Source organism: Streptomyces canus (assembly GCF_030816965.1).
Taxonomy (GTDB): domain Bacteria; phylum Actinomycetota; class Actinomycetes; order Streptomycetales; family Streptomycetaceae; genus Streptomyces; species Streptomyces canus_E.
Genome location: NZ_JAUSYQ010000002.1, coordinates 4,417,841 through 4,439,258 on the forward strand (window position 1 = coordinate 4,417,841; position 21,418 = coordinate 4,439,258).

Sequence of the window (21,418 nt, forward strand, 5' to 3'; positions counted from 1 at the left end):
CGGAGAGAAGACCAGAGACAGGAGTCTCACCACCCATGTCCCGCGACGCCGAGCGCAAGTACCGCGCAGCCACGGCCTTCCAGCGCCGCCTCAACCCGATCATGCGCCGACTGCCGCTCCAGACCGTCCTGGAGACCACCGGCCGCACCTCGGGCCTGCCCCGCAGGACCCCGGTGGGCGGCAAGCGGGTCGGCCAGTCCTTCTGGCTGGTCTCCGAGTTCGGCGAGCGTTCGCAGTACGTCCGCAACATCAAGGCGGATCCCCGGGTGCGGGTGCGCATCCGGGGGCGGTGGCACGCCGGGACCGCCCATCTCATGCCGGACGACGACACCGCCGTACGACTGCGCTCGCTGCCCCTGATGAACAGCGCGGCGGTACGGGCCATAGGGGCCGGGCAGTTGACCGTGCGGGTGGATCTGGACCGCTGAGGAGCCTGCCAACTAGGCAGCGAGCAAGACCTGTCCTGGGACGATCAGGCTCTGGGTAAGGCCCTTTCCGATACGGTGGATCGCGCCGAACCGGACAGTCCCTTCGGCATGTGTTGTGTTCGCGGAGGCTGAGAGAAGGATGGACCGGTCGCTGCTGGCCGACTTTCTCCGGGCACGCCGGGAGGTGCTGCAACCGGAGGACGTCGGGCTTCCCCGCGGGCCGCGGCGTCGTACCGGGGGGCTGCGGCGCGAGGAGGTCGCCGCGCTGGCCGGCATGTCGGTCGACTACTACAGCCGGATCGAGCAGCAGCGCGGTCCGATGCCGTCCGAGCAGGTGCTCGCCGGGCTCGCCCGGGGACTGCACCTCAGCCTGAGCGAGCGGGACCACCTCTTCGACCTCGCCGGGCACTCGGCACCGCGGCGGCACCTGCGCGAGGACCACGTCAGCCCCACCATGATGCGCATCGTCGAACGGCTCGCGGACACACCGGCGTTGGTGATGTCCCGCTTCAACGAGACGCTGCTGCAGAATCAATCGGCGGTCGCCCTGCTCGGCGACTACACCGGCTTCACCGGAATGTCCCGCTACCTGGTCTACCGCTGGTTCACCGACCCCGCACAACGCGAGCTCTACCCCGCCGAGGACCACGATCTACGAGGCAGGGTCTTCACCTCGGAGATCCGGGCGGCGTACACGGCGGACCCTCAGGGAACCGCAGGTGAGATCGTCACCGCACTGCTGGAGGTCAGCCCGGAATTCGCCGAGGTCTGGCGGTTGCACGAGGTGGACGTCACCCACCACAACGACCTCAAGCGCTACCGCCATCCCGAGCTGGGCGAACTGGAGCTGTACTGCCAGCGCCTGATCGACCCCGACCAGGCCCAGGAACTGCTCGTCTTCTCCGCCACACCCGGCTCACCCAGCTACGAAAAGCTCCAACTCCTGGCCACCGTGCGGGACTAGTGCCGCATCAGGCAACGTTCGCCCTGCCGTGATGCAGCGCTCGGTTGCTGCGTCGGGCGGCATCGGGCGGCATCGGGCGGCCAGAATGATCACGTGGCTGAACGGGTGCAGGGGCACCGGTTCGGTGGTGACCTGGCGGCGGACCCAGATGGTGCTGTTCCGCGCAAAGCATGCCCGTGGCGAAGATCGCCGAGGCGACGTTCACCAGTGCGGACCGGGTCCGGATGTGATCCACAACTTCAACGCGGATGGCTTCGAGGCGCTCTACCCGAAGTACAAGGGCGGCAGGCCCGCGCTACTACGCACGACGGCACCGACCACGCCAGCCACAAACAGCAGGGCAGCGTGATCCGCCGCTGCATCATCTGGCGGAACAAGCATGCCGCCGACGAACGCCTCCGCGAGGTCGTCAACAGGGCTGGGTCTGGGAGGGATGGGTGAGTGCGGCTACCGACGGAGACTTCGCCCTCGGCCCGCTCATCTGACACACACCACCGAGCGATGCCTCATGACAGGGCGAACGTTGCCTGATGCGGCAACGAGTCATCTCCACCTGCACCGCTCGGTCTGCCACGGACAACTTGTCCGTGGATAAGTAAGGCCTTCATCCGGGTTCTGATCAACGCCACGCTTGCTCAGTCGAACAAGGGAGGCTGAGATGGACCGGGCGCTGCTGGCCGACTTTCTCCGGGCACGCCGGGAGGTGCTGCAGCCGGAGGATGTGGGGCTTCCCCGCGGGCCGCGGCGTCGTACCGGGGGGCTGCGGCGCGAGGAGGTCGCCGCGTTGGCCGGCATGTCGGTCGACTACTACAGCCGGATCGAGCAGCAGCGCGGTCCGATGCCGTCCGAGCAGGTGCTCGCCGGGCTCGCCCGGGGACTGCACCTCAGCCTGAGCGAACGGGACCACCTCTTCGACCTCGCCGGGCACTCGGCGCCACGTCGGGTCCTGCGCGGGGATCACGTCAGCCCCACCATGATGCGCATCGTCGAACGGCTCGCGGACACACCGGCGTTGGTGATGTCCCGGTTCAACGAGACGCTGCTGCAGACCCGTCCGGCCATCGCTCTGCTGGGCGACTACACCCGCTTCAGCGGAATGTCCCGCTACCTGGTCTACCGCTGGTTCACCGACCCCGCACAACGCGCGCTCTACCCCGCCGAGGACCACGCCCTGCGCGGCAGGGTCTTCACCGTCGACCTGCGGACGGTGTACACCGCGGACCCGCAGGGCCGGGCCGGCGAGATCGTCGCGGCGCTCCTGGCCACCAGCGCCGAGTTCGCCGAGGTCTGGCGGCTGCACGAGGTGGACGTCACCCACCACAACGACCTCAAGCGCTACCGCCATCCCGAGCTGGGCGAACTGGAGCTGTACTGCCAGCGCCTGATCGACCCCGACCAGGCCCAGGAACTGCTCGTCTTCTCCGCCACACCCGGCTCACCCAGCTACGAAAAGCTCCAACTCCTGCCCGCCGTGGGCGCTCAGGCATCGCATGACCCAAAAGTGCTTCGAAAGGATTTCCCATGAAGGCAGTACGTTTCCACGAGTTCGGCGAACCGAGCGTCCTGCGTCACGAGGACGTCGAGCAGCCCGTACCCGGCGCGGGCCAGGTTCTGATCCGGGTCGCCGCGACCTCCTTCAACGGTGTCGACGGCAACATCCGCGGGGGCTTCATGCAGGGCCCCATCCCGGTGACGTTGCCGCACACTCCCGGCATCGACGTCTCCGGCACGGTCGAGTCGCTGGGTGAGGGCGTGGCCGGCCTCGAGATCGGCGATCGGGTCGTCGGCTTCCTGCCGATGGCGGAGACCGGCGCTGCCGCGGAGTACGTGGTGGCTCCGGCCGAGATACTGACGCCGGCGCCCCGGAGCATCCCGCTGCCCGACGCCGCCGCGCTGCCGTTGGTGGGTCTCACGGCCTGGCAGGCCCTGTTCGACCACGCGAAGCTGGCGCCGGGGCAGCGCGTGCTCATCAACGGCGCGGGCGGCGCGGTCGGCGGCTACGCCGTGCAGCTGGCCAAGAACGCCGGCGCGTACGTGATCGCCACAGCCGGCCCGCGCAGCAGCGAGCACGTCGCGACGGCGGGTGCCGACGAGGTCGTCGACCACACCGCCACCGAGGTGACCGCGGCGGTGACCGAGCCGGTCGACGTCGTGCTCAACCTCGCGCCGATCGAGCCGGCGCAGCTGGCCGGGCTGCTCACCGTGATCCGTTCCGGTGGAGTGCTGGTGAACACCACGGTGTGGATGCCCGCGCCCAGCGACGAACCACGCGGCGTGCGCGGCATCGACCTGTTCGTCAACAGCGACGCCGAACAGCTGTCGCGGCTGGTGTCGCTGGTCGACTCCGGCGAGCTGCGCGTCGACGTGGCGCAGCGAGTGCCGCTGGTGGAGCTGCCGGCAGTCCACACCCGGGCCGCCACGGGCGAGCTGCACGGCAAGGTCGTCATCGTCGCGCCCGGCACCTGATCCTCACCTGACCGCCCCTTGAAGGAGACGCCCCCGATGATTCCCGACGATGACCCGTCCCGCTCGCTGACCGTGGCGGACCCCGACGATCCCGGCACGACGCACATCGCTCTGGTGGGCAACACGTACGCCATGCTGGTCACCGGCGAGCAGACCGACGGCCGGTACTGCCTGATCGACATGCGCGTCCCCGACGGCGGCGGCCCGCCGCCGCACCGGCACGACTTCGAGGAGATGTTCACGATCCTCGAGGGCGAGATCGAGTTCACCTTCCGCGGCGAGAAGCACACGGTGCGGGCCGGGTCCACGGTCAACATCCCGGCCAACGCTCCGCACAACTTCCGCAACGCCTCGGGGGCGCCGGCCCGCATGCTGTGCATGTGCACCCCCGCCGGCCAGGACGAGTACTTCACGCGCATCGGCGATGTCGTCGCGGGCAAGGACGCGCCGCCGCCGCAGCTGTCGGAGGACGAGCTCATGGAGCGCCGCCGCCGCGCGGTCGAGTTGGCCTCGACGTACCGGAGCGAGTTCCTGTGAGGGGCAGGAGCACATGAGCAAGCGGCGCGGCGGCGGCCCCCGCTCCAGCGGGAAGCCACCGCCGCGCCGCTCAGAAGGTCACATGTGTCACTTCGCCGGCTTGTAGAAGGCGTACGTCGCGGTGTACGCCACGCTCACCTGGTCCGTGCCGGTGCAGGCGGTGGCCGGGGCGACACCGCCGGTGGTGTTCAGGCGCTGTATGTAGGAGACGCCCGCGAAGACGCCCGCGCCCCGGGTGGCGGTGGCCTGGAGCAGGAGCTCGGGGATGGTGCCGGTCTTGGGGGAGCTGGCGATCGCCGCGGCGTTCACCGCGCTGCCGTCCACCGTGGAGACCCAGACGGGGCCACGGGAGTGCAGGGCGACCGTGCGGCCTCTCCTGTCCGACAGGGTGGCGGCCGGCTCCAGGAGCTTCCAGGCACCGTCGGTGCAGGTGTAGGTCTGCACGCCCCGGGCCGGGTAGACGCCCGTCAGCTTGTTGCCGTCGGGCACCTTGAGGGCCGCGGGGGCCTTCACGGGCTTCGGCGCGGCGTCCGCGGGGGCCGCGTTACCGGCGGTCGTCCCCAGGAAGGCGGTCGCGGCGGCGAGGGCTGCGGTGGTCAGGGCGAGACGCTTGGTGAGCTTCAAAACGGTTCTCCGGAAGGGTTCTTGACTGGCCTTCAGTACAGCGACATCGATGTCGCCGCCCCCGGTGCGGGACTCTACGGGCCCGCCCGAGGGTTACCGGCCAGTTGGCCGAACCTTGTCCAGAGAAGCCGCCTCCCCGTCCAGAGAAGCCGCCTCCCCGTCCCGAGAAGCCGCCTCACCCCGGCCAGACGATCGACTGCACCTCGCTGTAGGCGTGCAGCGCGTACGACCCGCAGTCCCGTCCGACCCCGCTGCTGCGGAAGCCTCCGAACGGCGCCTCCATGTTGCGGCCGACCGTGTTGACCCCGACTCCCCCAGCTCGTAGTCGTCGTGCCACTCGGAAGGCGCGGGCGACGTCCCCGGACCAGACGTAGTCGATGAGGCCGTAGTCGCTGTCGTTGGCGAGCGCGATGCCCTCCTCCTCGTCGTCGAAGGGCGTCACGGTCACGACCGGGCCGAAGATCTCCTCGCGGACGACCCGCATGTCGCGGTGGCAGTCGGCGAGGAGGGTGGGGGCGACGTAGAAACCGCGGTCGAGAGCAGGACGTTCACCGCCGACGACCACGCGGGCGCCTTCCTTGCGGCCGAGTTCGACGTACGACTCCACCCGCTCCCGGTGCGCCGCCGAGATCACCGGCCCGACGACCGTCCCCGCCTCCCGGGGGTTGCCGACCTTCAATCTGCCTGTGTATCCGGCCAGTTGATCGACGAGTCGCTCGTAGATGCCCCGCTGCACCAGCACCCGCGTCGGTGCCGTACAGATCTGTCCGCTGTAGAAGGAGAAGGTGGTTCCGATCCCGGCCACGGCCGACGCGAGATCCGCGTCCTCGAAGACGACCGCCGCTCCCTTCCCGCCCAGCTCCATCAACTGCCGCTTCATGGACCGCCCGCACACCTCGCCGATGCGCTGTCCGACCGCCGTGGAGCCGGTGAAGCTGACCATGTCGACGTCCGGGGAGTCGACCGCGGCCTCACCGACCTCCACGGAACGGCCGCTCACCACGTTCACGACCCCGCGCGGCACCCCGGCGGCCTCCAGCGCCTCCGCCATGCGGTAGACGGAGAGGGGGTCCTGCGGGGCGGGCTTCACGACCACCGTGTTGCCCATGGCGAGCGCGGGGGCGATCTTGCCCGCCGGGTTCGCCCAGGGGTTGTTGTACGACGTGATGCAGGTGACGACCCCCACGGGCTGCCGGACGGCCAGCGCGCCCATCACCGCGGCCTTCCCCATCGGCCCGGCCTCGTTGATCTGCGGCGGGATCGCCCACTCGGCGGGCTCGACCTGCGCGTACCGCCGGAAGCGGGCGGCGGCGACGCCGACCTGCATCCCTCGGGCCACACCCGTGGTCGCGCCGGTCTCGGCCTGGGCGAGTTCGGCGTACGGCACCAGGCGGGAACGGATGATGTCGGAGGCCCGGGCCAGCAAAGCGCCCCGTTCCTCCGGCGTCGTGCGCGACCACGCCCCGAAGGCCTCGCGGGCCGCGGCACAGGCCGCGTGCACCTGATCCCGCGAGGCCTCCGGAGCCCACCCGACGGTCTCCTCGGTGGCCGGATCGACCACCGCGTAGTGGCCGCCGTCGGGCGCCACCCACTCCCCACCGACGAACAGCTTCTGCGCGTCCGAGGAACCACCCGAGCCGGTCACCTGGCGGGCACCCCCCGAAGAACCACCGGAACCACCGGAACCACCACCCGAAGCACCGCCCGACGGAGTCACCTCGTGCTCACCGTCCGCGTGTCCCGCCCGGACCGCAGCACCCGGCCCGGTACGGCCCCGCTCACCACGTCGTCCCGGATCGCCTCGACCCCGTTGACCCACACGGCCCGTACCCCGATGGCCTTGGAGTCGAGCCGCGGGCTGTCACCCGGCAGGTCGTGCACCAGGGTGGCCGTGCCCGCGGCGATCCGTTCCGGGTCGAAGAGCACGAGGTCCGCATGGAAGCCCTCCTCGATCCGTCCGCGCTCGCGCAGGCCGAACAGCTGGGCCGGGTCGTCGGTGAGCATCTTCACGGCCTGCTCCAACGACGTCAGCCGCCGCCCGCGCAGACAGTCCCCGATGAAGCGGGTCGTGTACGGCGCCCCGCACATCCGGTCCAGATGCGCGCCGGCGTCGGACCCGCCGAGCAGCACGTCCTCGTGCTGCCAGGCCTCGGCACGCATCGCCCAGGACGCCGGGTCGTTGTCGGTGGGCATGGGCCACAGGACCGTACGCAACGAGTCGGCCGCGCAGATGTCGACCAGCGCGGCGAAGGGCTCCTGCCCGCGCTCGGCCGCGATGTCCTCCACGACCCGCCCGCTGAGTCCGCGGTTCGTCTCGCTGTAGGTGTCGCCGATGACGTACCGCCCGAAGTTGGTCAGCCGTCGGAAGACCCCGGCCTCCTTGGACTGGGACTGCCTGAGCAGTTCCTTCTGTACGTCGGGATCGCGCAGCCGCTCGATCCGCTCGGGGACGGGCAGTGCGAGAACCGGTCCCCAGCCGGGGATCAGGTTCAGCGCGCAGAAGGTGCCCAGGGACATGTTCATCGGGGTGAGGATCGGCATGGTCAGCGCCACCACCCGGCCGCCCGCCTTCCGGGCCTGCTCGCTCGCGAACAGCTGCCGCGGCACCCGCTCCGGCACAGACGAGTCGATGGTCAGCACGTTCCAGTTCAACGGCCGCCCGGCCGCCGCGCTCATCTCCGCGAACAGTTCGATCTCGGCGTCGCTGAACTGGTCGAGACACCCGGCGACGATCGCCTCGATCTGCGTCCCCTCGTGCTCCCCGACGGCCCGTGACAGGGCCAGCAGCTCGGCGGGCAGCGCGTGCCGGGACGCCACGGGCTTTCCGTCGCCGTCGGAGTGCGTGGACGACTGGGTGGTGGAGAAACCCCAGGCGCCGGCGTCCATGGCCTCGTGGAACAGCCGCAGCATCTGGGCGAGTTGCTCCTCGGACGGCTGCCCTCCGATGGCCTCCGGCCCCATGACATACCGCCGCAGCGCGCAATGGCCCACCATGAAACCGGCGTTGACCGCGATCCGGCCTTCGAGAGCGTCCAGGTACTCGCCGAAGGAGTGCCAGCTCCAGGGTGCCCCCTCCTCCAGAGCGACCAGCGACATCCCCTCGACCTTGGACATCATCCGGCGGGTGTAGTCGGCGTCGTCCGGGCGGCCCGGGTTCAGCGGCGCCAGGGTGAAGCCGCAGTTCCCGGCGGCGACCGTGGTGACCCCGTGGTTGAGGGAAGGGGTCGCGTACGGGTCCCAGAACAGCTGGGCATCGTAGTGGGTGTGGGGGTCGACGAACCCGGGGGCGAGGACGAGTCCGGTGGCGTCCTCGCTGGTGCGGGCGTCTTCGGTGACGTGGCCGACGACGGCGATACGACCGTCACGGATGCCGACGTCGGCGATGCGGGCGGGGGCGCCCGTGCCGTCGACGACGGTCGCCCCTTTGATGAGGTGGTCGAGCATGGAACCGAACCCCCTTACGCAGATTCGCGGAACCGCGTGGTCCGGTGCACCGGATCCGTGTCGATCTTCGGAATCACGTGCTCCCCGATGAGCCGGATCGTCTGCAGCGTCTCCTCCTTCGGCACCCCCACCGGCAGCCCGAAGCTCAGCTGGTCCGCCCCGGCCTGCTCCCAGCGCTTGCACTGCCGGACCACCTCGTCCGGGTCCCCGCAGATCAGCAGCTCCTCCTCGATGAGCACCTCGACGAACTCCGCGGTGTACTCGGGCAGCGTCTCCGGCCACACCGGGAACCCCTCGGGTCGCGGGAAGGTGTCGTGGTACCGGAACACCAGGGACGGCAGATAGTGCAGCCCCCCGTTCACGGCGATCTCGATCGCCTCGGCGTGCGTCGGCGCGCAGATGGCCGTGGTCGTCACCATCACGTTGTCGTTGACGAAGTCCCCGATCGGCTCGGCGTCGACCACCGCCGTCTTGTACTGCTCGAGGACCCACTCCATGTCGGAGACCTTCTGCACGCTGAAGCCCAGCACCCCGAGCCCCTTGCGCGCGGCCATGGCGTACGACGGCGGTGACCCGGCCGCGTACCACATCGCGGGGTGCGACTTCCCGTACGGCTTCGGCAGCACCTTCCGCGGCGGCAGCTGCCAGTGCTTGCCCTGGAAGCCGGCGTACTCGTCCTGGAGCCACATCCTGGGGAACTCCGCGATGGTCTCTTCCCAGATCTCCTTGGTGTAGTTCATATCGGTCACGCCCGGTATGAACCCGAGGATCTCGTGCGAGCCCGCCCCGCGCCCGCTGCCGAACTCGAAGCGGTTCTCGGTGAGATGGTCGAGCATGGCCACCTTCTCGGCGACCTTCACGGGGTGGTTGACCTGCGCAAGGGGGTTGAAGATGCCGGAGCCGAGATGGATCCGCTCGGTCGCGTGCGCGAGGTACCCGAGGAACACGTCGTTGGCGGAGAGGTGCGAGTACTCCTCCAGGAAGTGGTGCTCGGACGCCCAGGCGTACTTGAAGCCGGACCGGTCCGCCTGGATGACGTACTCGGTCTCCTCCATCAGCGCCTTGTGCTCGGCCAGCGGGTCGGTCTCGGCACGTTTGCCCACGTATCCCTGTACAAAGAGCCCGAATTCCAAGGAGGTTCACCGTCCCCAGTCTGTCTCTGACACTCCTGTTTCTGACACACCGTCAGATTTCTGATCCGCCGCCGACTGTGGCACCGGGCGCATACACCGTCAATAGCTGACGGGCCGTCAGATGACGGAGACCCCGGCGAGCCACCCGCCGTCGATCACGAACGGCTGGCCGGTGATGTACGAGGAGTCGGCGGAGGTCAGGAAGAGCGCGAGCGCCGCCACCTCCTCCGGCCGCCCGATCCGGCCCAGCGGGACGACCTTGCGGTAGAACCGGTCGAGCCCCCGGGATGCCTCCTCGCCGTCCGCCGACGGATCCAGGACCGCCGGGTTGGACATCGCGGTGTCCACGGCACCCGGGCACATGGCGTTGACCCGGATACCGCGCGGTGCCAGCTCCAGCGCGGCGACCCGGGTGAGCCCGAGGATCGCGTGCTTGGAGGCCGCGTAGGCGCCCACGCCCGCCATCCCGGTCACCCCGGTGTAGGAGGCGGTGTTGACGATCGTGCCGCCGTCGGACAGGACCGGCGCCACGGTCCTGATGCCGAGGAAGCAGCCGACCTGGTTGACGTTCACGACCTGCATGAACTCGTCGAGGGGGGTGTCGAGAAGGGAGTTGAAGCGCAGGATGCCGGCGTTGTTGACGAGCCCGTCGACCCGGCCGTACTCCTCGACCACGGTCTGTGCCGCCCGCCGCCAGTCGGGCTCCTGGCTCACGTCCAGGTGGACGTACAGCGCCCCGATCTCCTCGGCGAGCGCCTTCCCCTGCTCGTCCAGCACATCTCCTACGACGACCTCGGCGCCCTCCTCCCGGAACAGCCGGGCCTCCTGCTCGCCCTGCCCGCGCGCCGCGCCGGTGACGAGGACGACGCGTCCGTCCAGCTTGCCCATGCGGTGACTCCTCAGAGGTGGGGGCCTATGTCGGCGCCGAACGCCGAGATCTGGTCGATGAGTTCGGTACGTCCGCGGCTGCGGAAGCGCACCTGGATCTGGTCCACGCCCATCGCGCGGTAGGCACGCAGTGACGCGGCGAGTGCGTCGGGCGCGCCGCTGAGCGTCCGGCTGCCGACGTCCCACGTGGGCGTGCCGACGTAGAGCGGCTCGGCGATGGCCCCGACGCTGAACGGCCCTTCGATGCCCGCCTCCGCGCGCAGCCGCCGTATCCGCTCGATCTGTGCGGGCAGCCGGTCCCGGGGGTCCCCCTGGGGCAGCCACCCGTCACCCTTGAGCGCGGCCCGGCGTACGGCGGCCGGAGAGGACCCGCCGACCCACACCGGTACGCGGGACTGCACGGGCCGTGGCCGCTGGCCGAGGCCCTCGAAGTCGTAGAGCTTGCCGTGGTGTTCGGGGTACTCCTCGGGCCCCAGGGTCTTTCGCAGCGCGTCGATCGACTCGTCGAGGACGGCGCCGCGACCCGCGAAGTCGACCCCGAGCGCCTCGAACTCCTCCTGCACATGTCCGGCGCCGACGCCGAGGATCAGCCGGCCGCCGCTGAGATGGTCGAGGGTGGCGTACTGCTTGGCGGTGAGCAGGGGGTGCCGCAGCCCGACCACCGCCACATGACTCAGCAGCCGCGCCCGTTCGGTCACGCCCGCCAGGAAGGCGAGGGTGGCGACCGGGTCGTACCAGACCGTGCTCATCGCGGGGGCGAGGCGGCGTGGGACGGCCACGTGGTCGCAGGCCGCGATGTACGCGAACCCGGCACGGTCGGCGGCCCCGGCCACCTCGGCGAGGTCTTCAGGCCCGGCGCCGGCCTCCCAGGGCTCGGCGTAGATCGTGCTCTGGGACTGGACGGGGAGCTGGATGCCGTACTCGATCACTTCGGGCCGTCCCAGAGGCCGTCCGGGGTGAGGCCGAGCAGGTCGATGGCGTTGCCGCGGACGATCCGCTCCACCACGTCGGCGTCCAGGTGCCCCATCTGGGCCTCCCCGACCTCCCTCGACTTGGGCCACGTCGAGTCGGAGTGGGGGTAGTCGGTCTCGTACAGCACGTTCCCCACGCCGATCGCGGCGAGGTTCTTCAGGCCGAACGCGTCGTCGAAGAAGCAGCCGTAGACGTGCTCGGTGAAGAGCTCGGACGGCGGGCGGTGGACCTTGTCGGCGACGCCGCCCCAGCCGCGGTTCTCCTCCCAGACCACGTCGGCGCGCTCCAGGATGTAGGGGATCCAGCCGATCTGACCCTCGGCGTACATGATCTTCAGGTTCGGGAAGCGCTCGAACTTGCCGCTCATCAGCCAGTCGACCATCGAGAAGCAGCAGTTGGCGAAGGTGATCGTGGAGCCGACGGCGGGCGGGGCGTCGGCGGAGGTGGAGGGCATACGGCTGCTGGAGCCGATGTGCATCGCGATGACCGTGCCGGTCTCGTCGCAGGCGGCGAGGAAGGGGTCCCAGTCGTCGGAGTGGACGGAGGGCAGGCCCAGGTGCGGGGGTATCTCGGAGAAGGCGACGGCGCGAACGCCTCGGGCGGCGTTGCGGCGGACCTCCGCGGCGGCCAGCTCGGCGTCCCAGAGCGGGATCAGGGTGAGCGGTATGAGCCGGCCCTGCGCGTCGGGGCCGCACCACTCCTCCACCATCCAGTCGTTGTAGGCCTGGACGCAGAGCAGGCCCAGTTCGTGGTCCTTGGCCTCGGTGAAGGTCTGGCCGCAGAAACGCGGGAAGGTCGGGAAGCAGACGGCCGACTGGACGTGGTTGACGTCCATGTCGGCGAGGCGCTGCGGGACGTCGTAGGAGCCGGGGCGCATCTGTTCGTACGTGATGACCTCCAGCTTGATCTCGTCCCTGCTGTAGCCGACCGCCGTGTCGAGACGGGTGAGGGGGCGCTGGAGTCCCTCGTACAGCCACCAGTCGCCGAGGGGTCCGTCGTCCCCGGGGGCGCCCATCACGGGTTTGAAGCGGCCGCCCAGGAAGCTGATCTCCTTGAGCGGGGCGCGGACGATGCGGGGGCCGGTGTCGAGGTACTTCTTCGGGAGCCGGTTCTGCCAGACGTCGGAGGGCTCCACCGTGTGGTCGTCGACGGAGATGATCTTCGGAAGTGCCGTCGTGGTCTCCATGGCGCTCACGGTAGCGCCGATCTGACGGCCCGTCAGCTAGGTGTGCGGCGGCCGATGCCGACGGTTCCCGTGCGGAAGTGTGCGGAGAGAGAGTGAGGGCCTTGTGATATACCGCGCGCCCATCTGTGATCAGCCTCCCCACAGCTGACGCATCCGCCATGGACAAGGCAAACTGACCGAGTTGTAAACAGGCCCTAGGGGGACGGCGATGGACGGTGTACCGCGGGTGCCGGAGCAGAGGCGTCCCGGCTCCTCGGCGGGGGCCGGGGAGGACACGGGCTCCGTGGCGGGGGCCGGGGGGTACGAGGGCCTCGCGGCGGGGATCGGGGAGGGCCCGGACCCCGCGAGCGGAGCCGTGCAACATGCGGGCCCCGTGGCGGGAGTCGGGGAGGGCCCGGGCTCTGCGGCGGAAGCCGGGCAACATGCGGGCCTCGCGGCGGGGGTCGGTCAACACACCAACCTCGCGACGGGAGTCGGAGAGGACACAGACTCGGCGGCGGGACTTGCGCGACACGCGAGCCCCGCGACCGGAGCCGAGCAGCACACGGACCCCGCGGCGCGAGCCGGACAACACACCAACCCCGCGACGGGAGTCGGAGAGGACACAGACTCGGCGGCGGGACTTGCGCGACACGCGAGCCCCGCGACCGGAGCCGAGCAGCACACGGACCCCGCGGCGCGAGCCGGACAACACACCAACCCCGCGACGGGAGTCGGAGAGGACACGGACCCTGCGGCGGGAGCCGGGCAACATGCGGGCCCCGTGGCGGAAGTCGGGGATAGCCCGGGCGCCGCGACCGGAGCCGGCCAACACACCAACCCCGCCACCGGAGCCGCGCACCACACCAACCCCGCCACCGGATCCGAGCAGCACACCAACCCCGCGACGGCGCCCGCACCGCTGCGCTTCAGCGTGCTCGGGCCGGTGCGTGCCCGGCGTGGCGAGGAGGTGCTGAACACCGGCTCACCCCAGCAACGCGCGCTGCTCGCCGCCCTGTTGCTGCGCGAGGGCCGTACCGCGACCGCCGCCGAGCTGATCGACGCCCTGTGGGGCGAGGAACCGCCCTCCCAGGCCCTGGCCGCCGTGCGCACGTACGCCTCCCGGCTCCGCAAGATCCTCGGCCCCGGGATCCTGGTCAGCGAGTCCGGCGGTTACGCGATCCGCGGGCTCGGCGAGGACGCGCTCGACCTGGCCGCCGCCCAGGAACTCGCCACCGAGGCGGAGAAGGCCCGCAGCACCGGGGACCTGGGCCATGCGCGGGACGCGCTGACCCGGGCGCTGGCCCTGTGGGACGGCGAGGTGCTCGCGGGAGTGCCGGGGCCGTACGCCGAGGCACAGCGCGTGCGTCTTCAGGAGTGGCGGCTGCAACTCCTCGAAACCCGCCTCGACATGGACCTGGAGCAGGGCTGCCACGCGGAGGCGGTCTCCGAACTCACCGCCCTCACCGCCGAACACCCCCTGCGCGAGCGCCTGCGCGAGCTGCTCATGCTGGCCCTGTACCGCTCCGGCCGCCAGGCGGAGGCCCTCGCGGTCTACGCCGACACCCGCCGCCTGCTCGCCGACGAACTCGGCGTCGACCCCCGTCCCGGCCTGCGCGAACTCCAGCAGCGCATCCTCCAGGCCGACCCCGGCCTCGCGGCCCCCTCCTCCCCGCAGCCCGAACCGGTCGCCGCCCCCGTCCGGCCCGCCCAACTACCGGCCACGGTCCCGGACTTCACCGGCCGCGCGTCCTTCGTCACCGAACTGAGCCAGGTGCTCGCCTCAGGCTCCGAGGGCCGCGTGATGGCGGTCTCCGCGCTGGCCGGCATCGGCGGCGTCGGCAAGACGACCCTCGCGGTGCACGTGGCCCACCAGTGCCGCGCGGCCTTCCCCGACGGGCAGCTCTACGTCGACCTCCAGGGCGCGGGGTCCCGGGCGGCCGAGCCGGAGACGGTCCTCGGCGCCTTCCTCAGAGCCCTCGGCACCGCCGACTCCGCGATCCCGGACTCCCTTCAGGAGCGGTCCGCCCTGTACCGCTCGGTCCTCGACGGCCGCCGGGTCCTGGTCCTGCTCGACAACGCGCGCGACGCGGCCCAGATACGGCCCCTGCTGCCGGGCACGGAAGGCTGCGCGGCCCTGGTGACCTCCCGGGTCCGCATGGTCGACCTCGCCGGAGCCCACCTGGTCGACCTGGACGTGATGTCCCCCGACGAGGCCCTCCAGCTGTTCACCAAGATCGTCGGCGAGGAACGGGTCGCCTCCGAGCGCAAGGCCGCCCTCGACGTGGTCGCCGCCTGCGGGTTCCTCCCGCTCGCCATCCGCATCGCCGCCTCCCGCCTGGCGGCCCGCCGCACCTGGACGGTCTCCGTCCTCGCGGCGAAGCTCGCCGACGAACGCCGCCGCCTCGACGAACTCCAGGCCGGCGACCTCGCGGTGAAGGCCACCTTCGAACTCGGCTACGGCCAGCTGGAGCCCGCCCAGGCCCGCGCCTTCCGCCTGCTGGGCCTCGCCGACGGCCCGGACATCTCGCTCGCCGCGGCCGCCGCCGTACTGGACCTGCCCGTCGAGGACACCGAGGACCTTCTGGAGGCCCTGGTCGACACCTCGCTGCTGGAGTCGGCGGCGCCCGGCCGCTACCGGTTCCACGATCTCGTACGGCTCTACGCGCGTGCGTGCGCCGAACGCGACGAGTGGCCGCCCAGTGAGCGGGAGGCGGCGCTGTCCCGGCTGCTGGACTTCTATCTCTCGACCGCGGCCGCCGTGTACGCCATCGAGCGTCCCGGCGACCGGCTGGTGGAGCACCTGGAGGAGATCCGCTACCCCGGGCTGTCCTTCGCGGACCGCCACACCGCCCAGGACTGGCTGTACGCGGAGGCCAACGCCCTGCTCGCCTTCGTCCAGCAGTGCGCGAAGGGGGCCCTGCTGCGGCGCGCGGTGGATCTGCTGTGGGTGGCGAAGGACCTGGCCGAGTCGGGGGCCAACTCCAAGCAGTACGAGGTCGCCGCCGTCGCCCTGCGGGACGCGGCCGACGCGGCGGACGACCCGCGCAGCCGCGCGCGTGCGCTCACCACCCTGACCGCCGTCCACCTCGTCGCCGGCCGCTTCGAGCAGGCCGACGCGGAGGCCCGGCTGGCCATGGACCTCGCCCGCGCGGCGGACGACCTGGCGCCCCGCTGCTGGGCGGCCAACGACCGCGGCATCATCGCGCTCTACCAAGGGCGTCACCCCGAGGGCGAGGCGTATCTGAAGGAGGCCATCGAGAGCTTCCGGCTCGACCGGAACCTCGCGGGCGAGGCCAGCGCGCTGTGCAACCTCTCCCGCATCCACCTGGCCATGGGGCAGAGCACCAGCGCCGTGGAACTCGCCCAGCAGGGCATCGCCATCTACGACCGGCTCGGGCACGCCCTGCGCGGCGCGAACGGCCGGTACGCGCTGGGCCTGGCGCTCACCGGGCAGGGGCGCCTGGACGCCGCCGTGGACCGGCTGACGGAGGCGCTCGAGGTCTTCCGCGACAGCCGGCAGCGACTGTGGGAGGGCATGACGCTCTTCCGGCTCGCCGAGGCACACCTCGTCGGCCGCAGGCCCGCGCAGGCCGCCGCCCTGACCGAGCAGGCCCTGGCCGTACTGCGGGGCATCGGCGGCGAGTGGCGGCGCGGCAACGTCCTGACGGTCCTCGGCCGCGCCCTCAGCGGGCTCGGGCAGCCCGGCCGGGCGGAGGCGTGCTGGGAGGAGGCGCTCGGCATCTTCGAGCAGCTGGGCTCGCCGGAGGCGGCCGACGTACGGCTCCTGCTCACCCCGTCGGCCACCGTGTAGGGCGCCCGGCGGACCGGCGTTCATCGTTCGTTTATCGCCGCACGGCACCCTCAGGTTGTCGATCCGTCGCGTCGGGGGGCAGACGGGTCAGCGGTGGTCTCCATCGCTAGGGTTACCGACCCTGACATGCCCGCCCGGCGGCCCTCGGGGGAGTCGCCGGGCGGGCTTCGCCCATCACACAAACGGGAGAGTCACCACCCATGAGTGCAACCGAGAAGCAGGACGGCACGGTCAAGCCGCTCGACAACCACGCCACGGGGACCGAGGACGAGGTCAAGCCGCTCGACAACCACGCCACGGGCGCCGAGAAGGTCGTCACCCTGGCCGTCGGCACGACGGACGGCACGGTCAAGCCGCTCGACAACCACGCCACGGACGAAGAGGCCTGACAAGGACTTACCTCGCACGGGGATCGGCCGCGGCGGCGCGGAGGGGGAGCCGTCGCGGCCGAGGCATGTCCGGGGCCGGTCACTCAGAACCGGCGCAGCTCCCCCTTCACCACCTTCCCGCTCGCGTTCCGCGGCAGCGCCGCCACGAACTCCACCGACCTCGGCACCTTGTAGTTCGCCATCTCCCGGCGGGCCCAGGCGATCAGGTCGTCGGCGGTGAGGACCGAGCCCGGGCGGCGGACCACGTACGCCTTGCCGACCTCGCCGAGCCGTGCGTCGGGCACGCCGACGACCGCCACGTCGGCCACCGCCGGGTGCAGCCCGAGCAGTTGCTCTATCTCCGCCGGGTAGGCGTTGAAGCCGCCCACGATGAACATGTCCTTGAGCCGGTCGGTGATCCGCAGGTTGCCCGCCGCGTCCAGGACGCCGATGTCACCGGTGCGCAGCCAGCCGTCCTCCGTCACGGCCTCGGCGGTGGCCGCCTCGTCCTCGTAGTAGCCGCGCATCACGTTGAAGCCGCGGACCAGGACCTCGCCGGGCTCGCCGGGCGGTGCCTCGACCCGTACCTCCGTCCCGGGGATGGCCCGCCCGGACGTCGACGCGATCACCGGCAGCGGGTCGCCGCGCCGGCACATCGTCACGATGCCGCTCGCCTCCGAGAGGCCGTACGCGGTCAGGACCGTCTCCACGCCCAGCTCGCCGTGCAGTTGCTCGACCAGCCTGAGCGGCACCACCGCCGCACCCGTCACCACCAGGCGCAGCGCGGACAGGTCGTGGGAATCGCGCGCCGGATGGTCGAGGAGCGACTGGTGGAGGGTCGGCGGGCCCGGCAGCACCGAGACCCGTTCCGCCGCGATGTTCGCCAGCGCGGTGTCGACGTTGAACACCGGTTGCGGGATCATCGTCGCCCCGCGCATCAGACAGGCGATCACTCCGGCCTTGTAACCGAAGGTGTGGAAGAAGGGGTTCACGATCAGGTAGCGGTCGCCCTGCCGCAGCCCGGCCAGTTCGCACCAGACGTCGTACGCCCGCAAGGTCTGCTCGTGGGTGATCACCGCGCCCTTGGGGCGGCCGGTGGTCCCGGAGGTGAAGACGATGTCCGAGGGCCAGGACCCCTCGACCGCCGAGGCCCTGGCCCGCGCCTCGGCCTGACCGACCCCGTCCCCGCTCGCCAGGAAGTCCTTCCAGGTACGGAAGTCCGCCGGGGCGTCGTCCGACAGCACCACCACCTGCTCCAGCTCTGGCAGTGCCGGACCCTCCGCGACGGCCCGGCGCAGGGACGCCACGTACGACGTCCCCAGGAAGGTGCCGGTCACGAACAGCAGCCGGGTCCCGCTCCGGCGCAGCACATCCGCCGCCTCGGCGCCCTTGAAGCGGGTGTTGAGGGGCACCAGGACCGCGCCCGCCGACACCGCGCCCAGCGCCGAGACCATCCAGTCCAGGGAGTTGGGGGCCCAGACGGCCACCCGGTCACCCGGCCGCACGCCGTTGGCGATGCAGGCGGCCGCCGCCCGCTCCACGCGGGCGCCCAACTCGCCGTACGTGACCCGGCTGCGGCCCTCCACGACCGCCTCCGCGGCGGCGTACCGCTCCGCGGCCCGGGCGACCAGCTCCGGGATGCTCCGCCACTCCACATCGGCCTCCCCGAAAGCGGCAACACGCTAGCTGACTACCCGTCAGATTAGCTGTAGCCTGACGGGCTGTCAGCAGGCCTCACAGTGTGCGGAGGTGCGAGCAGCGTGACCCTCAAGGACGCCACGGCGATCGTCGGCATCGGACGGACCCCCTTCGCCAGACACCTCGCCGAGGACGAGCGAACCCTGGCCTGCCGGGCCGTTCTCGCCGCCCTCGACGACGCCGGGATCGCCCCCGGCGAGGTCGACGCCCTGGCCTCGTACACCATGGAGGAGACGGACGAGGTCGAGCTGGCCAAGGCCGTCGGCCTCGGCGACCTCACGTTCTTCAGCAAGGTCGGCTACGGCGGCGGCGGTTCGTGCGCGACGGTCGCGCATCTCGCGGCGGCGATAGCGAGCGGCCAGGCGAGCGTCGGCGTCGCCTGGCGGTCGCGGAAGCGCGGCTCGGGGCCCCGCCCCTGGACCAACACCACCGTCCAGCTCCCCACCCCGGCCCAGTGGACGAGACCCTTCGGCCTGCTCCGCCCCGCCGACGAGATCGCCATGCTCACCCGCCGCTACCTGCACGAGTACGGGGCCACCCGCGACCACCTCTTCAACGTCGCCCTCGCCTGCCGCAACCGCGCCAACCAGAACCCCGCCGCGATCATGTACGACCGCCCCCTGACCCGCGAGATGTACATGTCCTCCCGCTGGATCAGCGAACCCCTCTGCCTCTTCGACAACTGCCTGGAGACGGACGGGGCGTTGGCCTGTGTGCTGGTCGGCCGGGAGCGCGCCCGCGACTGCCCGAGCACCCCCGTCTACGTCCACTCCGCCGCCCAGGGCCTGCCCGCCCAGCACCACGGCATGGTCAACTACTGGAACGACGACCCGCTCACCGGCCCCGCCTGGACCGCCGCCCGACACCTGTGGAAGCACGCCGACTTCACCCCGCAGGACGTCGACGTGGCCCAGATCTACGACGCGTTCACCTCCCTCGTCCCGCTCTCCCTGGAGGGCTACGGATTCTGCGGTCGCGGAGAGGGCGGTTCCTTCACGGAGGGCGGGGCCCTGGAGATCGGCGGACGGCTGCCGATCAACACGTCGGGCGGGGGACTGTCCGAGGCCTACGTGCACGGCTTCAACCTCATCGACGAGGGCGTACGACAGCTGCGCGGGACCAGTACCGCCCAGGTACCGGACGCCACCACCTGCCTCGTCACCGCCGGCGAGGGCGTCCCCACCTCCGCCCTGCTGCTGACCAACAGGAGCTGACATGCTCGAACCGGTGAAGGACGCCACGGGCGCCCCCTTCTGGGAGTACGCCGCCCGGGGCGAACTGCGCGTCCAGGCCTGCGCCGACTGCGGGGAACTCCGCTTTCCGCCCCGGCCCTGCTGCCCGCACTGCCAGTCGTTCGCCGAGGAGTGGCGCCCGGTCTCCGGCCGCGGCCGCGTCTGGTCCTACGTCGTCCCCCACCCGCCCCTCCTGCCCGACTACGCGGCGCAGGCGCCGTACAACGTGGTCGTCGTCGCGTTGGAGGAGGCTCCCCGCATACGGCTGGTCGGGAACCTGGTCACCGTGGCCGGGGCACCGCTGAACTCCCTCGATCCGGGCCGGATCCGGATCGGCGCCCGGGTGCACGTGGTGTTCGCCGACGGGCTTCCGCAGTGGGTGCTGTCGTGACCGGCCTGCGGGTCACCGCCGACAAGGACACCGGTGTCGCCGTCGTCACCCTGGACCGGCCGCACCGGCTGAACGCCGTCGATCTGGGCATGCGGGACGAACTCATCGCCACCTGGCGTGAGTTGCGCTTCGACGACTCCGTACGGGCCGTGGTCCTGACCGGTGCCGGGGAGCGGGCCTTCTGCACGGGCCTGGACCGGAACGCCGAGGTCCCGCAGCCGGGCTCCCCCTACATGGCGGATGATCCGCTCCTCCACATCGGCCCGAAGTCCAACGACCTGTGGAAACCGGTCATCGCCGCCGTGAACGGGATGGCCTGCGGTGGCGCCTTCTACCTGCTGGGGGAGAGCGACTTCCTGGTCGCCGACCCGGCCGCCACGTTCTTCGACCCGCACACCACCTACGGGATGGTCAGCGCCTACGAGTCGGTGCTCATGGCGCAGGTCATGCCGCACGGGGAGGCCGCGCGGTTGGCGCTGATGGGAACGGCGGAACGGCTCTCCGCCGAGCGCGCCCACGCCATCGGGCTCGTCACCGAACTCACGTCACCGGGCGGGGCGTTGGCCGCCGCGACCGCCGCCGCCGAGGTCATCGCCGGGTATCCGCCGGAAGGGGTGCAGGGCACGGTCCGCGCGCTCTGGGCCGCCAAAGAGGCCGCCGTGAAACAGGGCTTCGCGCAGGCACCGCACCTTGTCTCCCTCGGGAACCTCCCCCTGGACCGGCAGGCCGAACTGTTCCGTTCCCGGCAGTCCGGATTCAGATTGCGTTAGCAATTTCGGTGCCCCATGCAGGCGTGTGCTCGCCCCGTGGTTCAGTTCACCAGGTCGGCTTCCGGCTCGACCTGGCAGTGGTCGATTTCGGCCAGGAGGGACTGGCTCGCCTTCACCTGGATGTTCGACGTGCCCCTCGCGGGCACCGTGATCCGCTTGGTCTGCGAGCTCAGCGCCGTGCCTGCCGCGTCCGCGAAGGCGAACTCGACCTCGAAGGTGGCCTGGCGGCTGTTCGGGTTGGTGACCTCGACCGTCGCGTAGGGGGTCGCCTTCGTCGCGCAGCTCACCACCAGCGCGGTGCCGTCCCTGAGTGCCGAGCTGCGGTGGGTGCTGGTGGTGCGGGGTGTATAGCTGTCGTGGTTCTGGCGGGAACTGCTGCAGCCACCGCCGCTGTCACTGTCCCTGTGGCTGCTCTTGTGCCGCCCGCTGCTCTTGTGCCCGCTGGAGAAACCGGTCAGCGCGAGCACCACCGCTGCCATGACTGCCGTAAACCTGAGAACACGCCCCCGTGAATGCATGCGATC

19 protein-coding genes and 1 pseudogene are annotated in these 21,418 nt (G+C 71.1%); 11 read left to right on the forward strand and 9 right to left on the reverse strand.

What is annotated here, in order from left to right:
* Positions 1-35 precede the first annotated feature (35 nt).
* The 6 genes and pseudogenes from QF027_RS21125 to QF027_RS21150 all read left to right on the forward strand — a co-directional run bounded on the left by QF027_RS21125 (position 36) and on the right by QF027_RS21150 (position 4,395).
* Positions 36-428, forward strand: coding sequence for a nitroreductase/quinone reductase family protein (locus QF027_RS21125; RefSeq protein ID WP_306979948.1), 393 nt, complete (start codon positions 36-38; stop codon positions 426-428).
* Positions 429-567: 139 nt separating this feature from the next.
* Complete coding sequence (locus QF027_RS21130) at positions 568-1,392, forward strand: helix-turn-helix transcriptional regulator (protein WP_306979945.1); 825 nt, start codon at positions 568-570, stop codon at positions 1,390-1,392.
* A gap of 109 nt (positions 1,393-1,501) precedes the next feature.
* Positions 1,502-1,684, forward strand: a pseudogene (locus tag QF027_RS21135) (helix-turn-helix domain-containing protein); the annotation flags it as partial.
* Positions 1,685-2,050: 366 nt separating this feature from the next.
* Positions 2,051-2,917 (forward strand): helix-turn-helix transcriptional regulator, encoded by an 867-nt coding sequence (locus QF027_RS21140; RefSeq protein ID WP_307076276.1) that lies wholly within the window; start codon positions 2,051-2,053, stop codon positions 2,915-2,917.
* Positions 2,914-3,858, forward strand: coding sequence for an NADP-dependent oxidoreductase (locus QF027_RS21145; protein ID WP_307076278.1), 945 nt, complete (start codon positions 2,914-2,916; stop codon positions 3,856-3,858). The genes QF027_RS21140 and QF027_RS21145 overlap by 4 nt, the downstream gene beginning before the upstream one ends.
* A 36-nt stretch (positions 3,859-3,894) precedes the next feature.
* Positions 3,895-4,395, forward strand: coding sequence for a cupin domain-containing protein (locus QF027_RS21150; RefSeq protein ID WP_307076279.1), 501 nt, complete (start codon positions 3,895-3,897; stop codon positions 4,393-4,395).
* A gap of 87 nt (positions 4,396-4,482) precedes the next feature.
* On the opposite strand, the gene QF027_RS21155 is transcribed toward QF027_RS21150, so the two are convergent.
* The 7 genes from QF027_RS21155 to QF027_RS21185 form a co-directional block, all read right to left on the reverse strand.
* Positions 4,483-5,019: a DUF3455 domain-containing protein gene (locus tag QF027_RS21155; protein ID WP_306979936.1), complete on the reverse strand. Its 537-nt coding sequence runs from the start codon at positions 5,017-5,019 to the stop codon at positions 4,483-4,485.
* 175 nt (positions 5,020-5,194) lie between these two features.
* Positions 5,195-6,664, reverse strand: a complete 1,470-nt coding sequence (locus QF027_RS21160; protein WP_307076281.1) for an aldehyde dehydrogenase family protein — start codon at positions 6,662-6,664, stop codon at positions 5,195-5,197.
* A gap of 68 nt (positions 6,665-6,732) precedes the next feature.
* Positions 6,733-8,463, reverse strand: a complete 1,731-nt coding sequence (locus tag QF027_RS21165; RefSeq protein WP_307076283.1) for an N-acyl-D-amino-acid deacylase family protein — start codon at positions 8,461-8,463, stop codon at positions 6,733-6,735.
* A 14-nt stretch (positions 8,464-8,477) separates the two neighbouring features.
* On the reverse strand, positions 8,478-9,596 hold the full coding sequence (locus QF027_RS21170; protein ID WP_373430987.1) for an LLM class flavin-dependent oxidoreductase: 1,119 nt from the start codon (positions 9,594-9,596) through the stop codon (positions 8,478-8,480).
* Positions 9,597-9,713: 117 nt separating this feature from the next.
* Positions 9,714-10,484, reverse strand: a complete 771-nt coding sequence (locus tag QF027_RS21175; RefSeq protein ID WP_307076286.1) for an SDR family NAD(P)-dependent oxidoreductase — start codon at positions 10,482-10,484, stop codon at positions 9,714-9,716.
* Between the two features lie 11 nt (positions 10,485-10,495).
* Positions 10,496-11,410, reverse strand: coding sequence for an LLM class F420-dependent oxidoreductase (locus tag QF027_RS21180; RefSeq protein WP_307082444.1), 915 nt, complete (start codon positions 11,408-11,410; stop codon positions 10,496-10,498).
* Complete coding sequence (locus QF027_RS21185; protein WP_307076288.1) at positions 11,410-12,651, reverse strand: amidohydrolase family protein; 1,242 nt, start codon at positions 12,649-12,651, stop codon at positions 11,410-11,412. Before QF027_RS21185 ends, QF027_RS21180 begins: the two co-directional genes overlap by 1 nt.
* Before the next feature lie 892 nt (positions 12,652-13,543).
* Here QF027_RS21185 and QF027_RS21190 point away from each other — a divergent pair.
* Both QF027_RS21190 and QF027_RS21195 read left to right on the forward strand, forming a co-directional pair.
* Positions 13,544-16,435 carry a BTAD domain-containing putative transcriptional regulator gene (locus tag QF027_RS21190; protein WP_444876108.1) on the forward strand — a complete coding sequence of 964 codons (2,892 nt, stop codon included), beginning with the start codon at positions 13,544-13,546 and terminating at the stop codon, positions 16,433-16,435.
* A 200-nt stretch (positions 16,436-16,635) separates the two neighbouring features.
* Positions 16,636-16,824: a hypothetical protein gene (locus tag QF027_RS21195; protein ID WP_307076290.1), complete on the forward strand. Its 189-nt coding sequence runs from the start codon at positions 16,636-16,638 to the stop codon at positions 16,822-16,824.
* 83 nt (positions 16,825-16,907) lie between these two features.
* Here the strand turns inward: QF027_RS21195 and QF027_RS21200 are convergent, their stop codons facing one another.
* Positions 16,908-18,458: a FadD3 family acyl-CoA ligase gene (locus QF027_RS21200; RefSeq protein ID WP_307076292.1), complete on the reverse strand. Its 1,551-nt coding sequence runs from the start codon at positions 18,456-18,458 to the stop codon at positions 16,908-16,910.
* A 105-nt stretch (positions 18,459-18,563) separates the two neighbouring features.
* Between QF027_RS21200 and QF027_RS21205 the strand changes: the two genes are divergently transcribed.
* Genes QF027_RS21205 through QF027_RS21215 form a run of 3 tightly spaced genes read left to right on the forward strand, consistent with a single transcriptional unit; the run spans position 18,564 to position 20,894 of the window.
* Entirely contained in the window at positions 18,564-19,715 is a 1,152-nt protein-coding gene (locus QF027_RS21205) for a lipid-transfer protein (protein ID WP_307076293.1), read from the forward strand.
* Position 19,716: 1 nt separating this feature from the next.
* On the forward strand, positions 19,717-20,124 hold the full coding sequence (locus QF027_RS21210) for a Zn-ribbon domain-containing OB-fold protein (RefSeq protein ID WP_307076295.1): 408 nt from the start codon (positions 19,717-19,719) through the stop codon (positions 20,122-20,124).
* Positions 20,109-20,894, forward strand: coding sequence for an enoyl-CoA hydratase/isomerase family protein (locus QF027_RS21215; RefSeq protein ID WP_307076298.1), 786 nt, complete (start codon positions 20,109-20,111; stop codon positions 20,892-20,894). Before QF027_RS21210 ends, QF027_RS21215 begins: the two co-directional genes overlap by 16 nt.
* A gap of 41 nt (positions 20,895-20,935) precedes the next feature.
* Here QF027_RS21215 and QF027_RS21220 read toward each other — a convergent pair whose 3' ends face one another.
* Positions 20,936-21,373 (reverse strand): hypothetical protein, encoded by a 438-nt coding sequence (locus QF027_RS21220; protein WP_307076301.1) that lies wholly within the window; start codon positions 21,371-21,373, stop codon positions 20,936-20,938.
* Between the last annotated feature and the right edge of the window lie 45 nt (positions 21,374-21,418).